General features: G+C 72.5%; 18 protein-coding genes. 3 read left to right on the plus strand and 15 right to left on the minus strand.

Going from position 1 to position 15,078, the window contains the following annotated elements:
• Window positions 1-2 precede the first annotated feature (2 nt).
• From IE142_RS11120 to IE142_RS11175, 12 genes are all read right to left on the minus strand, one after another.
• Entirely contained in the window at window positions 3-185 is a 183-nt protein-coding gene (locus tag IE142_RS11120) for a gas vesicle protein (protein WP_003972471.1), read from the minus strand.
• A complete protein-coding gene (locus IE142_RS11125; RefSeq protein ID WP_191885583.1) occupies window positions 182-961 on the minus strand; it encodes a GvpL/GvpF family gas vesicle protein in 780 nt (259 codons plus the stop codon). Before IE142_RS11125 ends, IE142_RS11120 begins: the two co-directional genes overlap by 4 nt.
• Window positions 958-1,284, minus strand: a complete 327-nt coding sequence (locus IE142_RS11130; protein ID WP_191885584.1) for a gas vesicle protein — start codon at window positions 1,282-1,284, stop codon at window positions 958-960. Before IE142_RS11130 ends, IE142_RS11125 begins: the two co-directional genes overlap by 4 nt.
• Complete coding sequence (locus tag IE142_RS11135) at window positions 1,281-2,414, minus strand: SRPBCC family protein (RefSeq protein ID WP_191885585.1); 1,134 nt, start codon at window positions 2,412-2,414, stop codon at window positions 1,281-1,283. Before IE142_RS11135 ends, IE142_RS11130 begins: the two co-directional genes overlap by 4 nt.
• Window positions 2,411-3,121: a DNA primase gene (locus tag IE142_RS11140; protein WP_191885586.1), complete on the minus strand. Its 711-nt coding sequence runs from the start codon at window positions 3,119-3,121 to the stop codon at window positions 2,411-2,413. Before IE142_RS11140 ends, IE142_RS11135 begins: the two co-directional genes overlap by 4 nt.
• Window positions 3,118-3,381 (minus strand): gas vesicle protein GvpG, encoded by a 264-nt coding sequence (locus IE142_RS11145; protein ID WP_191885587.1) that lies wholly within the window; start codon window positions 3,379-3,381, stop codon window positions 3,118-3,120. Before IE142_RS11145 ends, IE142_RS11140 begins: the two co-directional genes overlap by 4 nt.
• A gap of 4 nt (window positions 3,382-3,385) precedes the next feature.
• Window positions 3,386-4,159: a GvpL/GvpF family gas vesicle protein gene (locus IE142_RS11150; protein ID WP_191885588.1), complete on the minus strand. Its 774-nt coding sequence runs from the start codon at window positions 4,157-4,159 to the stop codon at window positions 3,386-3,388.
• On the minus strand, window positions 4,156-4,593 hold the full coding sequence (locus tag IE142_RS11155) for a gas vesicle structural protein GvpA (RefSeq protein WP_191885589.1): 438 nt from the start codon (window positions 4,591-4,593) through the stop codon (window positions 4,156-4,158). The genes IE142_RS11150 and IE142_RS11155 overlap by 4 nt, the downstream gene beginning before the upstream one ends.
• A 70-nt stretch (window positions 4,594-4,663) precedes the next feature.
• Complete coding sequence (locus IE142_RS11160; RefSeq protein ID WP_191885590.1) at window positions 4,664-5,035, minus strand: gas vesicle protein GvpO; 372 nt, start codon at window positions 5,033-5,035, stop codon at window positions 4,664-4,666.
• 95 nt (window positions 5,036-5,130) lie between these two features.
• Window positions 5,131-6,060, minus strand: a complete 930-nt coding sequence (gene ligD / locus IE142_RS11165) for a non-homologous end-joining DNA ligase (protein WP_191885591.1) — start codon at window positions 6,058-6,060, stop codon at window positions 5,131-5,133.
• Window positions 6,057-7,904: a transketolase gene (locus tag IE142_RS11170; protein WP_191885592.1), complete on the minus strand. Its 1,848-nt coding sequence runs from the start codon at window positions 7,902-7,904 to the stop codon at window positions 6,057-6,059. The genes ligD and IE142_RS11170 overlap by 4 nt, the downstream gene beginning before the upstream one ends.
• Window positions 7,901-9,850 carry an FAD-dependent oxidoreductase gene (locus IE142_RS11175; protein ID WP_191885593.1) on the minus strand — a complete coding sequence of 650 codons (1,950 nt, stop codon included), beginning with the start codon at window positions 9,848-9,850 and terminating at the stop codon, window positions 7,901-7,903. The genes IE142_RS11170 and IE142_RS11175 overlap by 4 nt, the downstream gene beginning before the upstream one ends.
• 158 nt (window positions 9,851-10,008) lie before the next feature.
• Between IE142_RS11175 and IE142_RS11180 the strand changes: the two genes are divergently transcribed.
• Window positions 10,009-10,971 carry an LLM class F420-dependent oxidoreductase gene (locus IE142_RS11180; RefSeq protein ID WP_043377901.1) on the plus strand — a complete coding sequence of 321 codons (963 nt, stop codon included), beginning with the start codon at window positions 10,009-10,011 and terminating at the stop codon, window positions 10,969-10,971.
• Window positions 10,972-11,037: 66 nt separating this feature from the next.
• Here IE142_RS11180 and IE142_RS11185 read toward each other — a convergent pair whose 3' ends face one another.
• Window positions 11,038-11,553 (minus strand): phage holin family protein, encoded by a 516-nt coding sequence (locus IE142_RS11185; RefSeq protein ID WP_191885594.1) that lies wholly within the window; start codon window positions 11,551-11,553, stop codon window positions 11,038-11,040.
• A gap of 81 nt (window positions 11,554-11,634) precedes the next feature.
• Between IE142_RS11185 and IE142_RS11190 the strand changes: the two genes are divergently transcribed.
• Window positions 11,635-11,982 carry a VOC family protein gene (locus IE142_RS11190; RefSeq protein WP_043377903.1) on the plus strand — a complete coding sequence of 116 codons (348 nt, stop codon included), beginning with the start codon at window positions 11,635-11,637 and terminating at the stop codon, window positions 11,980-11,982.
• 18 nt (window positions 11,983-12,000) lie between these two features.
• Here IE142_RS11190 and IE142_RS11195 read toward each other — a convergent pair whose 3' ends face one another.
• On the minus strand, window positions 12,001-14,034 hold the full coding sequence (locus IE142_RS11195; protein WP_191885595.1) for a DUF5107 domain-containing protein: 2,034 nt from the start codon (window positions 14,032-14,034) through the stop codon (window positions 12,001-12,003).
• Between the two features lie 121 nt (window positions 14,035-14,155).
• Here IE142_RS11195 and IE142_RS11200 point away from each other — a divergent pair, with 121 nt between their 5' ends.
• Complete coding sequence (locus IE142_RS11200; protein ID WP_191885596.1) at window positions 14,156-14,503, plus strand: DUF6204 family protein; 348 nt, start codon at window positions 14,156-14,158, stop codon at window positions 14,501-14,503.
• Here the strand turns inward: IE142_RS11200 and IE142_RS11205 are convergent.
• Entirely contained in the window at window positions 14,475-15,041 is a 567-nt protein-coding gene (locus tag IE142_RS11205; RefSeq protein ID WP_191885597.1) for a GNAT family N-acetyltransferase, read from the minus strand. The two genes, IE142_RS11200 and IE142_RS11205, sit on opposite strands and share 29 nt — an antisense overlap.
• Between the last annotated feature and the right edge of the window lie 37 nt (window positions 15,042-15,078).

Below are 15,078 nucleotides of genomic sequence, written 5' to 3' on the forward strand. Positions count from 1 at the left end.
TATCAGTCTCCGAACGGCGACGGGACATTGCGGTTGACCGAGCTGATCAGCGCGTTGAGGTCGATGCGCACCAGGTCGACGTCCGCGATGCGCAGAGTGACGTCGCCGGTGATGACGACGCCACCGGCCAGCAGCCGGTCGAGGAGGTCCACGAGGGCGATCTCGCGGCGTTCGACGACGGTCATGATCCCTCCCTCGGTCCTTCCTCACCGGCGAATGAATAAGCCGCCCACGGCCCGGTGAGTTCGACCCGGATTCCGGGGGCATCGTCCTTGGTCCGGTCCACTGTTTCCACGAATTCCTCGGACACCTCGCGCCGCACCAGATAGGCGGCGTTGAGGACGTTCCGTCCGGCGGCACCGGAAAGGTTGGGATTCTGCGGCGCGTGCAGGCGGGCGTCGTCGGCCCGGGAGGACAGCGTCTCGTGCAGGCGGTTCGCGAACTCCTCCGCCCTGCTCCACAGGTCGTCGCTCGCCCGCGTCTGCCGGCGCCGCTGCCGCAGGTAGTCCCGGCCCGAGGCGGGCTTCGGGGCGGGCCCGGCCTGTCCGGCGGCCTGGACGGGGCCCGCCTCGACATAAATCTTGACGCCCCATTCCACGCGCCCTTCCAGCCGGTCGAGCGTGCGCCGGAAGGATTCCTCGCGCTCCTCCAACATCACGCGCACGCCGCTGTCGTCCCGGAAGACGGTGGCCAGCCTGAGGGGCAGCGGGGTGGTGACGGCGGTGAGCGCGTCGATGACCTGCTGGTGGGCGCGGGCGGTCCCGGCGAGCCAGTCCAGATCCTCCAGGTGGGCGCGCAGCGCCTCCTCGCTGAAGTCGGCCTCCGGGACGTGGCTGACGACGGCGACCAGGTCGCCGTGGGGCAGCAGCCGGGGCGGGTCGCCCGCCACCCCGGTCAGCTGGGACTGGAGAGCCGCGCCGAAGGGGCGGCAGACGGCGTAGACGTACCGCAGTCCGGTCACGGTGCCTCCCTCGGAACGCGGCCCGGGTCCAGTTCGCGCAGGCGTTCGCGCAGTGCGGCGTTCTCCCGGGTCAGCTCGTCGTGCCGGGCGCGCGAGGAGAGTGCGGGGTCGCTCTCCCACCAGTCGATGCCCATCTCCTTGGCCTTGTCGACGGAGGCGACGACGAGCCGCAGCTTGATGGTGAGCAGTTCTATGTCGAGCAGGTTGATCCGGATGTCGCCCGCGATCACGACTCCCTTGTCGAGCACCCGCTCCAGGATGTCGGCGAGATTGGCGCTCTGTCCCTGGCCATAGGGATCGGGCAGCCGGCTGGGTGTGGTCATCGACGGCTCCCGCGGTCGGCGTCCTCGTGCTCGTCGTACACGTCGTACTCGTCACGGGACGCGTACTCGTCCTCTCCGGCTTCCTCGTCCTCCTCCTCGTACTCGTCCCCGGGTACTTCCTCTTCCTCGCCCTCGGGTTCTTCCTCGTCCTCGTACCCGCTCTCGGGCCCGGGCTGTTCCCCGTACTCACCCTCGGGTTCCTCGTCGTAGCCGGCCTCGTCCTCCGCCGCGGGGCGCTGTGCCTCCTGGTCCCCCTCCGCGAGAGCGTCCTCGTGGCTGCGGACGACCTCGCCGTCGCGGATCTCGCCGCGCCAGCCGTCGTCGGCCTCGCCCTTGAGGGTGATGTGGCGGACGTAGTTCTTGAGGTCGAGACGGGCCCGGCGTCCCTGCGCGCGCCACATGTTGCCGGTCTTCTCGAAGAGGCCCTTGGGGTAGTACTCGATGACGAGGATCACGCGGGTAAGGCTGTCGGCGAGCGCGTGGAAGCTGACGACGCCCTTGGTGGTGCCCTTGGCGCCCTCCGACGTCCAGGAGATCCGGTCGTCGGGGACCTGCTCGGTGGTCTTCGCCTTCCAGCTGCGGTTGGACCAGAAGATCTTCAGCTGCCAGTCCGAGGACGTGTCGTCGGCGCGGTTCGCGCTCTTGACGCCCTTGGCGAACGTGCTGAAGTCCTGGTACTGGGTCCACTGGTCGTAGGCGGTACGCAGCGGCACGCCGACGTCGACGTACTCGATGATGACCGTCGGTTTCCGACCGCCGCCGCCCTTCTTCCGGTCCTTGCCGCCGCCGAGGTTCTTGAAGGCGCCGACCACGTTGTCCTTGACCTTGCCGGCCCCCACCTCGAACGCGGCCCGCACCGGGCTCTTGCCCTCGGCGAGCTTGCGTCCGCCGTCCAGGGCGAGCTCGGCGAAGCCGGGGCTGTTGCCCTCGGCGATGTCGTTGAGCTTGCCGGTGGTCTCGCCGAGCTTGGTGCCGACGCCGGTCAGCAGCCGCGTGGCCTGGGCGGCGAGGTAGTCCTGCGCCTCCGCCTTGAGACGGTCGGCCGCCGCGCTCCGCGCCACGTCGGCGAAGGGATTCTTCTTCGCGGCCTTGCCCGCCGTGGAGGCCGCGGAACCGAGGGTGTCTGTCATCGCTCACCGCCGCCCTTCGACTGCCGGCCGGTGGCACCGCGGGCGGCGCCCCTGGTCCCCGCGGCCTTCTTGCCGGCCGCCCTCTTGGCGGGCTGGGCCCGCTTCGTGGCCGCCTTCTCGGCGGGGGCCCCGGCAGCGGCCTGCTTCGCGGGTGCCTTCTTGGCCGCCTTCCGCGCCTGGGGCGGGACCTTCTTCGCGGCTCGCTCGCGCCGCCCCTCGTGCTCGTCGGGCTCCTCGTCGTGGCGTTCGTCGCGAGGCTCGGCGTCGTGGCGTTCGTCGCCGCGACCGCCCTCGTCCGCGTACTCCTCGTACTCGTCGTACGGCTCCGAGTCCTCCGAGGCCTCGGAGTCGCGCGAGGCATCGGTCCCGACGCCCGGCGCCCGGGACGTCACGCCGGAGAGCTGGTCGCGAACCTGTGCCGTGCGCCCGTGCAGACGGTCGGCGAGCGCGTCGATCCGCCGCTCGACCAGCGCGCCCGAGGCCGCCTTGCCGACGCCCCGCAGGTCCGTGCGCAGCTGGTCCCCGATCTCCTTGAAATGGGGGTTGTTCTGCAGCTGCGAGTTGACCAGCTCCGCTATGCCCTTCGGCGTCAGGTTCAGCTTCTTGCCGGCCATCATGGTGCCCACGGCGACCGCGAGTTTCAGCTTCTTCGTGCGTCCCAGCAGATATCCGGCCCCTACTGCGAGGCCCAGTCCGACTCGGTTCATGGTGCCGTCCCGTTGCCCAATCCCGCGCTCGTGCGCGAAGCGATCTCCAGCCGGTCCAGAAGCTCGTCCTCCTGCCGGTCGAACTCCTCCTCGGTGATCTCACCGGCCTCCAGCTGCTCCTCCAGGCGGGCCAGTTCGGCTCGGACCGTGGCGGGGTCGTAGTAGATCCGCTCGGCCTCGTTCAGCACCTGTCTGATGGCCCAGGCGCTGCCGCGCACCGGGGCGAACGGCAGCAGCAGGACCTCGGAGATGAGTCCCACGTCCTCACTCCGTTCCGACGTCCATTCCGCCGGCCGCCGTGCCCGCGGGCTCGGCCGGGCCGGGCTCGACGAAGCTGTACGGGGGCAGCGGACCGTTCACCCGCACCTCCAGGTGCGGCATGTCCGTGCGGGCCCGCTCCACGGCGGCCAGGAACTCCTCGGCCGCCTCCCGGTTCACCAGGAACGACACATTGGCCAGCCAGCCGGTGGAGTCGGGGCCCGTGCTCACGGCGTCGGCGGCCGGCTCCAGGGCCCGCTCCAGCGCGGTGGCGTCCTGCGCCTCCTTGTCCTTCACCGCGGCCGCGACCATCTCGCCGAGCTGGATCTTGTTCTCGTAACTCCCGCCGCCCTGCTGCCGGTTGGCCTCGGCGAGGGCCCGGATCTCCGGGCTCTCGGCCATCACGTGGTGCAGGACGGCCTCCTCCACGTGATTGGCCTTGATGTTGTACTCCACCCGGCCGTCCAGCGCGCCGAGGCGTTCCCGATAGTGCTCCGCCCGCTCGGCGAGCACCGAGGTGACCGCGTCGTCGTCCGGGGCGACGCTGCCGAAGCGCATCGGCAGCACACAGCCGGCCGCTCCCACCTCGCTCAGGACGGTCTGGTGGGCGAGCAGTTCCCGGCGCTTGGGGCGCAGCCCCTCGGGCGCGTCGCTCACCACGGCCGCCAGCCCGCCCGCCTTGAGGACGCGCACCCGGCCCGGCGGGTCGCCGACGCCGGTCAGTCCCTCGGGGAGCGAGGGGTGCGAGACGGCGGTGATGCCGTAGACGTAGGTACTCACTCCTGCTCCTCCTTACGTCGCGAGGGCGCGGCCTTGCGGGCCTTGGGACGGGACGCGGTCTCGCGCTCGGAGCCGCTCTCGTCACGGGCCTGGTTGAACGCGTCGGAAATGGTCTCGGCGGCGCCGGACAGCGCCCCCTTGGACTTGCCGCGGGCGCCGGACTCGGTCATCTCCCCGACCAGGTCGGGCAGGCCCGGGTCCTTGCGGGGCCCCGCCTCCAGGTCGAGCCGGTTGCACGCCTCGGCGAAGCGCAGATAGGTGTCGACGCTGGCGACGACGACGCGAACGTCGATCTTCAGAATCTCGATGCCGACCAGGGAGACGCGCACGAATGCGTCGATGACGAGCCCCCTGTCCAGAACAAGCTCAAGCACATCGTAAAGGCCGCTGCTGCCGCCTCCGCCGCCGGTCTGTTGTGCCGGTACGACAGTCATGCCAGCTGTTCCTCCCTCTTGTCTGTGGGTGTGTGTACGGGTGTGGGTGCGGTCGGGCCGGCCGGACGGCCTAACGGCCGCCGCGCGAGTCGGCCCGGCCACGCTCGTAACGCCGGACGCGTCGGTAGCCCGTGAGCTGCCCCTCGGAGTCGAGCTCCACCTGATAGCTCGCCATCAGGCTCATCGTGTCGGGCACGCGCTCGAGCTCGAGCACCTCGACCTCCAGCGACCAGCCCTCCTCCGTCTGCTCGAAGGACGACACGGTCTCCGCTGTCATGCCGGTGAGGTCCGCGAGTTGGGCGCGTGCCTCACGCAGCACCTCCATCGGCCGGGGCCGACGCGACTCCTGCGAGTCTTGTGACTTCTGTGACTTCGCTTCCGTGTAACTGTGTGAACTCTGTTGTGAGCCTTGCGATTCGGACGTGTTGTTCGTGTTCGACATGGCCACCTCCCCCTCCGTGTGGCCGCAAGAGTGTTCGCCAAACCTCCACCGGCGCAGGCATGTGCCCCGCACCCGGCCCCCGCACCGCGGCCGGCTCAGCCGCGCACGGAATCCAGCCGCCGCCGGGCGGGGCCCAGGCTCCGGGCGCGGCCGGTGATTCCGGCCCAGGGCCGGGTACGCGCCTGGTCGACGGCGTCCGCGATCGTCCAGCGGCGGGCGTGCAGCGCGGGGTCGTCCAACTGGTCCCAGGGGAGCGGGGTGGCGACGGGAGCGCCGGGCAGGGCCCGGACGGTGAAGGGGGCGACCGCGGTCTGCGCGTAGGCGTTGCGCTGGATGTCGAGGTAGAGCCGGCTGCCCCGGTCCTTCTTGCGGGCGGCGGTGGTGAGACGGTCGGGACGTTCCGCGACCAGCACTTCGGCGACGTCCCGAGCGAACTCCCGTACCTCGTCGACGTTGTGACTACCGCTCAGTGGCACGACCACGTGGAGCCCCCGGGACCCGGTGGTCATGAGCGCCGAAGGCAGCTCCAGCTCGTCGAGCAGTTCGCCCAGCAGCCCGGCCGCCTCCCGGACCGCCGGGAAGTCGTCGCCGGCCGGGTCGAGGTCGAAGACCATGCGGTCCGGCCGGTCCACGTCCCCGACTCGGGACAGCCAGCGGTGCAGGGTGAGGGCGGCCTGGTCGGCGAGGTAGAGGAGGGTGGCGGTGTCGTCGCAGACGGTGTGGCGGACGGTACCGCCCTCCTTGCCCACTTCCACGCGGCCGATCCAGTCCGGATAGTGTTCCGGGGTGTTCTTCTGCATGAAGCGGGGGCCGTCCACACCGTCCGGATGCCGCTCCAGCATCAGCGGACGGCCCCGCAGGTGCGGCAGCACGAAGGGGGCGACGGCTCGGTAGTAGTCGACGAGGTCGGCCTTGGTGTACTCCTCGGCGCCGCCCTCGCCCCCGGGGAACAGCACCTTGTCCGGCCGGTGCACCTCCACCGTGCGCCGCCCGGCCCGGACGGTCCGTACGGCGTCCCGGCTCACCGGACGATCGCCTGCTCCACGAGCATCCGCCCGGCCGCCTCGATGGACTCGGCGTCGATCCCGGCAGCGTGCAACTCTTCCGCCGGGCTCGCGGAACCGGGCATCGTCTCGACGGCGAGCCGGACCAGGCGGGGCACGGGCCGCCCGTCGGCGAACGCGTCGAGGACCGCGTCCCCGATGCCGCCCTCCCTGCGGTGGTCCTCCACGGTCAGCAGGCAGCCGGTCTCCTCGGCGGCCCGGCGCAGAGCGGCCCGGTCGACGGGCTTGACCGAGTACAGGTCGATCACCCGGATCCGGATGCCGTCCTGCTCCAGTGCGTCGGCCGCGGCGAGCGCCTCGTGCACGGTGACGCCGGCCGCGACGACGGTGAGCCGGTCGCGGTCGGAGGAGCGCAGGACCTTGCTGCCGCCGACGGGGAACTCCTCGTCGGGGCCGTAGATGACCTTGCTGCCGCCGCGCGAGGTGCGCAGGTAGCGGATGCCCTCCAGACCGGCCATCTCGGCGACGAGCCGGGCGGTCTGGTTGGCGTCGCACGGGTACAGCACCGTCGAACCGTGGATGGCCCGCATCATCGCGATGTCCTCCAAACCCATCTGACTGGGACCGTCCTGGCCGATCGCGACGCCCGCGTGGGAGCCGACGAGGTTGATGCCGGAGCCGCTGACGGACGCCATGCGCACGAAGTCGTACGCCCGGGTCAGGAAGGCGGCGAAGGAGGTGGCGAACGGCACCCAGCCGCGCGCCGCCATCCCGACCGCGGCGGCGACCATCTGCTGCTCGGCGATGTAGCACTCGAAGTAGCGCTCGGGGTGCTCCTTGGCGAAGAACTCGGCGCGCGTGGAGTCGCCGACCTCGCCGTCGAGGGCCACGACGTCGCCGCGGGCGGTGCCCAGCGCGGCGAGCGCCTCGCCGAAGGCGTTGCGGGTGGCGACCTCGTCGTCCTTGTCGTAGCGGGGCAGTTCGACCTCCCCGGTGCCGGCGGAGTGCAGTGCCCGCGCCGCCGGGGGATCCTGCACCCGGACGCGGAGGTCGCGCGGGCCGCCGAGCTCGGCGATGGCCTCCTCCGCCTCCGGCAGCGGTTTGCCGTGCTGGCCCTCGCGGTCCTCGACGGCCTCGACGCCCTTGCCCTTGAGGGTGCGGGCGATGACGGCCGTGGGCTGGCCCTTGGTGGACAGGGCCTCGCCGTACGCGCGGTCGATGGCGTCCACGTCGTGGCCGTCGATCTCGACGGTGTGCCAGCCGAAGGCCCGGAAGCGGCGCGCGTACGCGTCGAGGTCGTGGCCGTACCGGGTCGGACCGCGCTGGCCGAGACGGTTGACGTCCACGATCACGGTGAGGTTGTCGAGTTGCTCGTACCCGGCGTGCTCCGCGGCCTCCCACACCGACCCCTCGGCCATCTCACTGTCGCCGCACAGCACCCACACTCGGTAGTCGGTGCGGTCCAGCCGCTTGCCGGACAGCGCGATGCCCACGCCTACGGGCAGCCCCTGGCCGAGCGAACCGGTGGCCGTCTCGACCCACGGCAGCCGCTGCGGGGTGGGGTGCCCCTCCAGGCGGCTGCCCAGCTTGCGGAAGGTGAGCAGTTCCTCGTCGTCGATGGCGCCTGCCGCCTTGTAGGCGGAGTAGAGGAGGGGAGACGCGTGTCCCTTGGACAGGACGAAGCGGTCGTTGCCGGGGTGGGCGGGGCGCTCGAAGTCGTAGCGGAGGTGGTTGGCGAGGAGTACGGCCATCAGGTCCGCGGCGGACATCGAGGACGTCGGGTGCCCGGAGCCCGCGGCGGCGGACGCCCGCACGCTGTCGACGCGCAACTGCTGTCCGAGGTCGACGAGTTCACCGGTGTTCATGAGTCTCCTTCCGCGGCGCGGCCGTCGGTTCGCTTGACGGGGCCGGGGGCGATGTCGGGTCCGGGAGGCGGCTGGTTCGCCGGGGGTTCGGGTTCCGGGTCGGCGGGCGGGCGGGCTGAGCGGCTCGGCGCGGGCGCGCCGGGGACCCGGGCTCCGGGTGGCCTGGAGGATTTGGGCATGACGGAGGGCTTGGGCGTGGCGGCGGGCTTGGCCGCCCTGGGTGGCTCAGAGGCCTTGCGGGGCTCGCCCGGCGCGCGGTCCGAACGGGACTCGGCCGCCTCGGCGGGGCGGCGGTGCCGGCCGGCACCGCCAGCGGCGGCGTGCGCCTCGCCGGGCTGCTTCTTGGCGGGCCGGTTCTCGGCGGGCTGGTTCTTCGCCGGCTCCGGGCCCGGTTGATTCTTCGACGGCTCACCGCCCGGTTGCGCCTTGGCGGGCTCACCACCCGGTTGGTTCTTCGCGGGCTCACGGCCCGGCTGATTCGCGGCGGACTCACTTCGTCGCCCCTGCGCGGGCTCACCATCAGGCCGGTGTTCCCCAGCCCCGGCACCTGCCCCTGATCGCCCCGCGGCCGAATCGCCGCCGGACCGGGCCCCGGCGCGGGCGCCGTCCGCCGGGCCGCCGGCCGCGTCGCTGTCCGGCCGTCCCGGCACCCGGGCCACCTCCGGCGACGCCGACTCCAAGGGCACGGACCAGGACCGTACGAGACCCAGCTGCACGGCCTGCCGGGGCAGCACCGCGTCGAGCAGCCAGTCCGCGGCCACCCGCACGCGATTGCCCGGCATCGCCGCCAGGTGGTAGCCCCGGGTGACCGCGCCCGCCGCCGGGCCGGACATCGGCACCCCCAGCGGGTTGGCTGCGGCCTTGGCGCCGCCGAGGTCCACGACGAACCCCATGTCACGGTGCCGGTAGGCCCGTCGCTCACCACCGATGCCGAGCGACGCGGTGACGTTCTGCGCGCAGACCTTGCCGTGCCGCCAGGCGTGCTGCGCGGTCATCGGCGTGTACTGGCCGGGCCGGCTCAGGTCGGGCACGGCGGCCACGTCACCGCACGCGAACAGCTCGGGCCGCCCCGGCACCTGGAGGTGCGGGTCAACGAGGAGCCGGCCGCGTTCCATGGGCAGCCCCAGGGACTCCACCAGCGGGTCGGGCCGCACGCCCACGCACCACACCAGCGTGCGGGTGTCCACGGTCGTACCGTCGGTCAGCAGGACACCGTCGTGCGTGGCCTCCTTCACGGAGGTCCCCATCCGCACGTCGACGCCCCGCTGCCGCAGCACCCGCTCGGCGGTGCGGGAGAGGCGCTCGTCCATCTCTGGCAGCACCCGTTCCGCCACGTCCAGCAGCATCCAGCGGGGCCGCATGCCGGTGCGCATCGGATGCCTGCGGACCTGGGCGTCGGTGTACATCTGGCCGTGCGCGGCGACCTCGGTGCCGGTGTATCCCGCGCCGACCACGACGAAGGTGCACCGGGCGGCGCACTCCGCGCGGTCGCCGGCCGCCGCCGCCAGCTCCACCTGCCGGGTCACGTGATCGCGCAGGTACAACGCCTCCGGCAGCCCGCGGAAGCCGTGCGCGTGCTCGGCGACGCCGGGGATGGGCAGCAGCTTGTTGACACTTCCCGCGGCGAGCACCAGCCGGTCGTAGCGCAGGGCGCCCTCGCCGCCCTCCGGGTCCGTGTAGTGCACGGTGCGCCCGTCGAGGTCGATGCCGTCGGCCTCACCGAGCACCAGCCGCACGCGCGGCAGGGTGCCCGACAGGGACACGCTCACCCGGCGCGGTTCCAGGATTCCGGCGGCGACCTGCGGCAGCAGGGGCAGGTAGAGGAAGTAGTCGGTCGGATTGAGCAGGGTGATGTCGGCCTGGTGCCGGGTGAGCCGGGACAGGGTGCGGGCCGTCCGGTACCCGGCGAAGCCGGCACCGACGATCACGATGCGGGGTCGGCTCACGGTTCGCCTCCGGGCTGTCGCGTACCTCGGGAGCCTTCCGCGTCCCCTTGACCAGGGCGCCCAAACGTCCGGCGGGCGGCCGCCGGACCCCGGTTTCCCCTCGTACGCCCGGGTACTCGCCCCCGGACCCACCCGCCCCATACCGGAGGCAACCCCCCATGCCCGAGTACGGCTATTTCCTCTCGTGCGAGCAGTACGGCCCCGCGGAGCTGATCGAACAGGCGCGGATGGCCGAGCAGGCCGGCTTCCAGGCGCTGTGGATCTCGGACCACTACCACCCGTGGAACGGCGAGCAGGGGCAGAGCCCCTTCGTGTGGTCGGTGATCGGCGCCCTGTCCGACGCGGTGTCCCTGCCCGTCGAGACGGCCGTGACCTGCCCGACCGTGCGCATCCACCCGGCGGTGGTGGCGCAGGCCGCAGCGACCAGCGCGGTGATGACGGACGGCCGCTTCCGGCTCGGCGTCGGCACCGGAGAGGCGCTCAACGAGCACATCCTCGGAGACGCCTGGCCGGCCGCGCACGTACGCCTGGAGATGCTGGAGGAGGCCATCCTCATCATGCGCCGGCTGTTCACCGGCGAGGAGGTCAACCACCACGGCACGCACTACACGGTCGAGAACGCCCGCCTCTACACCGTCCCGGACGAGCCCGTCCCGATCGACATCTCCGGCTTCGGCCCGGCGGCGACCAAGCTCGCCTCGCGGGTGGGCGACGGCTACATCACGATGATGCCGGACAGCTCGATGGTGGAGCAGTACCGCAAGGGCGGGGGCGGCGGGAAATTGGTCAGCGGGGGTACCAAGGTCTGCTACGACACCGACCGGGACGAGGCGGTACGGACCGTGCACCGGTTGTGGGCCAACGAGCTGCTGCCGGGCGAGCTGGGCCAGGTGCTGCCCTCGCCGAAGCACTTCGAGCAGGCGCAGACCCTGGTCACCGAGGACATGGTCCGCGACAGCCGGGTCTGCGGCGACGACGCGGACGAACACGTCGCGGAGCTCAGGCAGTTCGCCGACGCCGGTTTCGACCGGGTCTACGTCAACCAGATCGGTCCCGATCTGCGCGGCTTCTTCGACTTCTACCGCACCAAGGTGCTGCCGCAGTTGCAGCAGAGCGCCTGACCCGCGCAGGCCGGCACCCCCCGAACCGCGTTCGGGGGGTGCCGTGCTGTCAGGTCCCGCGACCGGTCAGCCGCGGCGCTGCCGAGCCTCGGGGTCGATGTCGTCCCGGCGCGGCGCCACGGGCCCGGTGGCGCCCGGTGCGGGCGTGCCCGCCCCCGGGGCGCCGGTCGCGCCGCCGGCACCGCCGGGCGCGACCGGCGGCATCGGCGGGTACGGCACGCCCAGCCCGTTCGGCGGCGCGCTCGGCGCGTCACCACCGAGTGTGTGGTCGTGTCCCGGGCGGTGGACGGACCCCGGCCGGGCCGCACCGCGCAGCAGGTACGCCGCGACGCCCAGGAGGGCGGCCGTGATCAGTGCGGCGGCCCAGTCCGGCAGGCCGACGGCGAGGGCCAGGCCCACGGTGAGCGCGAGGGCCGCCCCGGCGTACAGGGCGGCGGCACCGGACGCGGCGTACAGCGTGGCCTTGCGGCGCTGCTTCCGCGTCTGTTGACGCAGCTCGTCGCGCACGGTCTCGCGTGCCACCTGCGCCAGTTCCTCGACCAGATGCTTGTCCAGGTGTTCCAAGTGATCCATGCGGTCCATGCGTTGCGGGTACCCTCGGGCCCGGTTTCCATGGGCGGGACCGTGGACCCGGCCGCTCCGCTCCCAACTAGGCTCGTCGGCATGGACATTCTGGGAGCCACACTGCGCATCTATGTCGACGACCTGGAGAAGGTGATCCCCTTCTACGAAGGCCTGGCCGGCGGCCAGGCGCTCCGATTCGAACGCGGCGGCGTCCAAGTCGCCGCGGTCGGCTGCTTCCTGCTGATGAGCGGGCCCGAGTCCCAGCTCGAGGTACTGCGCAAGGTGACCGCGACGATCGCCGTGACGGACGTCGAGGAGACCCATCGTGTCCTCAGCTCGCTGGGTGCGGACATCATCGCGGGACCGGTTCCGACGCCCGCCGGCCGCAATCTGATCGCCCGCCACCCGGACGGTGTGATCTACGAGTACGTGGACCGGCGGGCGTAGCGCCGGGCCGGGCGGGGCTCAATCCCCGCCCGGCCGCATCCTGAAGTCGTGGTGGGATGGGAGCGGTTCGCCAAAGAGCCGGGCCCACAGCCGGCCGATGCTCTCGTCGCCCTCCCGCAGGTCGGCTACCTCGAAGCCCTCGTCGAAGACGGCCCGTGCCTCCGAACGCCGGCCCTCGGCGGCCAGCAGTGCCGCCTCGGTCAGCCGGAACCGGCCACGGGCCCGGACGGAGGGAAGCAGCCTCTCCCACACGGCGCGGGCGTCCGCCGTGCGCCCCACCGCGAGCAGCGCCCCGATGGCCTCGCCGCCGAGAGCTGCCGTGGCGGCCGTCCACGACGTGTCGCCGCCGGAACCGGGCAGGGCCTCCCGAGCGCCCGCCTCGCCCCCACCGGACGCGCCGCCCGCGCGCGGGGAGCCTTCCGCCCAGTCCGGCACCTGTGCGCACAGGTCGTCGAAGGCCTGCGCGTACCGGTCGGCGGCCCGCTCGTGATGGCCGTCCTCCTGGTCGGCGACGGCGAGGCAGCGCAGCAGCGGCCAGCGGGCGGCGGCGTTCTTCAGGCCGCGCTCCCAGCTGCGCACCGCCTGCGCCCGGTCGCCTTCGTGCCACTGGGCGACACCGAGGTGGTACTCGGCGACGGGCGTGGCGGCCGTGGTCTCCAGCATGTCCCGCCAGGGCCGGGCGACCAGCGTGCCCCCGGGCGGTGCGCCGGGGTCGGGCTCGGGCAGCGACCCGGCGTGCAGGAGGTGCAGCCAGGGCCGCTGCTCGTCACCGAGGGTGGTCTCCTCGAAGGGGGTTCCGGGCAGCTTCCAGCCCGTGCGGAGCACTTCGAGGGCGCCCCACCCCGATCCGGTGGCCAGGCGCTCGCCCGGCTCCGCGTCCGCGTGGGGGCGCCAGGCCTCGTACGCCGCGTCCACGCCGGTGCGCGGGAGGACCGCCTCCAGCCGGTCTTCGGCTCCCCCCAGTACGGTGTGCCATTCCCCTTCCGGATCCGCGTCGAGCGGCCCGTACGCCTCCAGCCAGGACACCTCGCTCTCCGCCTCCAGCTTGACGTGCTCCAGCTGGGTGCGGGCGAGCCCGGCCTGGATCTCGCAGTAGCCGCCGGTGCCGGGTTCGGTGAGCCACTCCTGCCAGCGCCGCCCGCCCGGTCCCGTGCCCCACACGAACAGCTTCCGGCCGCGCAGCACGTCCGTCGAGGTCTGCACCAGCCCGTGCCCGTGTTCGTCGAGCGCGGCGATCCAGCGCCGCCGGCCGTCCGGCACCTCGTAGAACCAGTCGGCGGCGTACGCGCTGTTGCGCGGGTACGTGCGGTCGGCTCCGTCGTAGGTGGGGACGGGGACGCGGCGCAGCCGCCGCTCGTAGCCGAAGAGCCAGGCCTCGTCGGCGGGCGCGAGGACGCGGCGGTCCTCCGGGACGGCGATGTTGGACCACCAGTACGTGGGCACGGGGCGCTCGTGCGGGTTGCGGACGCGGACGCCGACGTGCAGGAAGTCCGAGTCCCGCGGGAGCCACAGGTCGACCTGGAAGGGCAGGTCGCGCAGCCGCTCCCATTCCCACAGACGCAGCATCTCCCCGCCGTCGGGGGCGGGGACGCGGGCGGCGTGCACTGGTGAGCAGGAGAGGGTGGTGTGTCCGGTGGCGCCGATGTTCCACTCGATGCCGCCGGAGAACCAGGCGCCGTTGAGGGCGAAGTTCGCGGGCTGCAGGACCGGGTTGACGTAGAGCAGTTCACGGTCGGTCGGCTTGTGGAAGAGGGAGGTGACGCGGCCGCCCAGGGCGGGCAGGACGGTGGCCCGCAGCCGGTCGTTCTCGATGACCAGGGCGTCGAACTCGCGAGGTTCGCGCACCCGCCCGTAGCCGTCCCGGACGGGCGCGGGCAGCAGGCTGCGCAGTGGTTCGTAGCCGACCTGGCGGGCCATGTCGCGGGGCAGGCCGGCCCGGTCGCGTTCGTCGATGCGGTGAGCCTCGTCCAGCGGACGGAGCGGCGGCAGGGGGTTGTCCGGTCCCAGCGGGGCGGCGGGCAGCGTCAGTACGTCACGTCGGATCGTCGTCACGCTTCCCCATGGAAGCCGTTCGGGGGCCCGCTGAACAGGGCGCCCACCGATATTCGATGGGCGTCGGTGCGGGGCCGACGTGCTGTCGGGCGGTCGGCGGGCGAGCGCGAGGGAGCGGCACGTGAGTGAGCGGCACACCTACCGGGTGATCGTCCGGGGCACCTGGGAGGGGCTGACCGAGGAGGCACGGACCCGGCTGCTCGCCGGGGCGGCGGACCACGGGTTGGCGAGCATGCGGTTCACGCGGGAGGGCTCGCTGTCGTACGAGTCCTCGCCACTGAAGCACTTCTCGATGCGGTACGTCGTGGTGTCCGACGCGGTGGACGGCGAGGAGATGGCGGGCGCGGTCGCCGAGGACCGGGCGGAGACGGCGCTGCGCGCGCTGGGCTACGGTTTCCGCGATCTGAGGTCGGCGGTGACGGACCTGGACACGGTGAAGATCAACCGGAAGTCACGCTCTCGGCGGTGATGGCCCAGCGCTGGTGGTCCCGCCAGGCGCCGTCGATGTGCAGCATCCGCGGCGAGAAGCCCTCCAGGTGGAAGCCGCAGGCACGGGCCAGCGCGATGGACGCGGCGTTGCCCGGCTGCACGTTGATCTCCAGCCGGTGCAGCCGCATCGGTCCGAAGGCGTACCGCACGACGAGGTCCAGGCCCTCGCGCATCAGCCCCCGCCCGGCCGCGTGGGCGAACGCGCCGTAGCCGAGCGCGCCGCTGAGGAAGCCGCCGTGAACGATGTTGTTGATGTTGACGAACCCTGCGATGGAGCCACCGTCCGGCCTGCCCGCGTCCTTCTCGCAGATGAGGAATCCGGCCTTGGTGGGATCCCCGATCAGCCGGCCCGCGTAGGCCTCGTACGCCTGGACGCTGTCCGGCGGGAAGAGCCACGGGTGGTGCAGGTCCTTGCTCTCCCTGGCCCGGGCGGTGAACTCGGCGCCGTCCTCGTAGGCGAAGTGCCTGATGCCCACGCGGGGGCCCTCGGCGAGGTGGCGGGACGCGTTGTGCGGCATTCCGCCAGCCTACGACGGGCGGGTGCGGGACGCGGCC

Origin of the sequence: Streptomyces mutabilis (genome assembly GCF_014649815.1) — a bacterium.
GTDB lineage: Bacteria > Actinomycetota > Actinomycetes > Streptomycetales > Streptomycetaceae > Streptomyces > Streptomyces mutabilis.

What these genes read in the sequence shown, in the direction of transcription:
- IE142_RS11120 (WP_003972471.1), bottom strand. Translation starts at nt 185, where the DNA reads ATGACCGTCGTCGAACGCCGCGAGATCGCCCTCGTGGACCTCCTCGAC.
- IE142_RS11130 (WP_191885584.1), bottom strand. Translation starts at nt 1,284, where the DNA reads ATGACCACACCCAGCCGGCTGCCCGATCCCTATGGCCAGGGACAGAGC.
- IE142_RS11135 (WP_191885585.1), bottom strand. Translation starts at nt 2,414, where the DNA reads ATGACAGACACCCTCGGTTCCGCGGCCTCCACGGCGGGCAAGGCCGCG.
- IE142_RS11140 (WP_191885586.1), bottom strand. Translation starts at nt 3,121, where the DNA reads ATGAACCGAGTCGGACTGGGCCTCGCAGTAGGGGCCGGATATCTGCTG.
- IE142_RS11155 (WP_191885589.1), bottom strand. Translation starts at nt 4,593, where the DNA reads ATGACTGTCGTACCGGCACAACAGACCGGCGGCGGAGGCGGCAGCAGC.
- IE142_RS11160 (WP_191885590.1), bottom strand. Translation starts at nt 5,035, where the DNA reads ATGTCGAACACGAACAACACGTCCGAATCGCAAGGCTCACAACAGAGT.
- IE142_RS11170 (WP_191885592.1), bottom strand. Translation starts at nt 7,904, where the DNA reads ATGAACACCGGTGAACTCGTCGACCTCGGACAGCAGTTGCGCGTCGAC.
- IE142_RS11180 (WP_043377901.1), top strand. Translation starts at nt 10,009, where the DNA reads ATGCCCGAGTACGGCTATTTCCTCTCGTGCGAGCAGTACGGCCCCGCG.
- IE142_RS11185 (WP_191885594.1), bottom strand. Translation starts at nt 11,553, where the DNA reads ATGGACCGCATGGATCACTTGGAACACCTGGACAAGCATCTGGTCGAG.
- IE142_RS11190 (WP_043377903.1), top strand. Translation starts at nt 11,635, where the DNA reads ATGGACATTCTGGGAGCCACACTGCGCATCTATGTCGACGACCTGGAG.
- IE142_RS11205 (WP_191885597.1), bottom strand. Translation starts at nt 15,041, where the DNA reads ATGCCGCACAACGCGTCCCGCCACCTCGCCGAGGGCCCCCGCGTGGGC.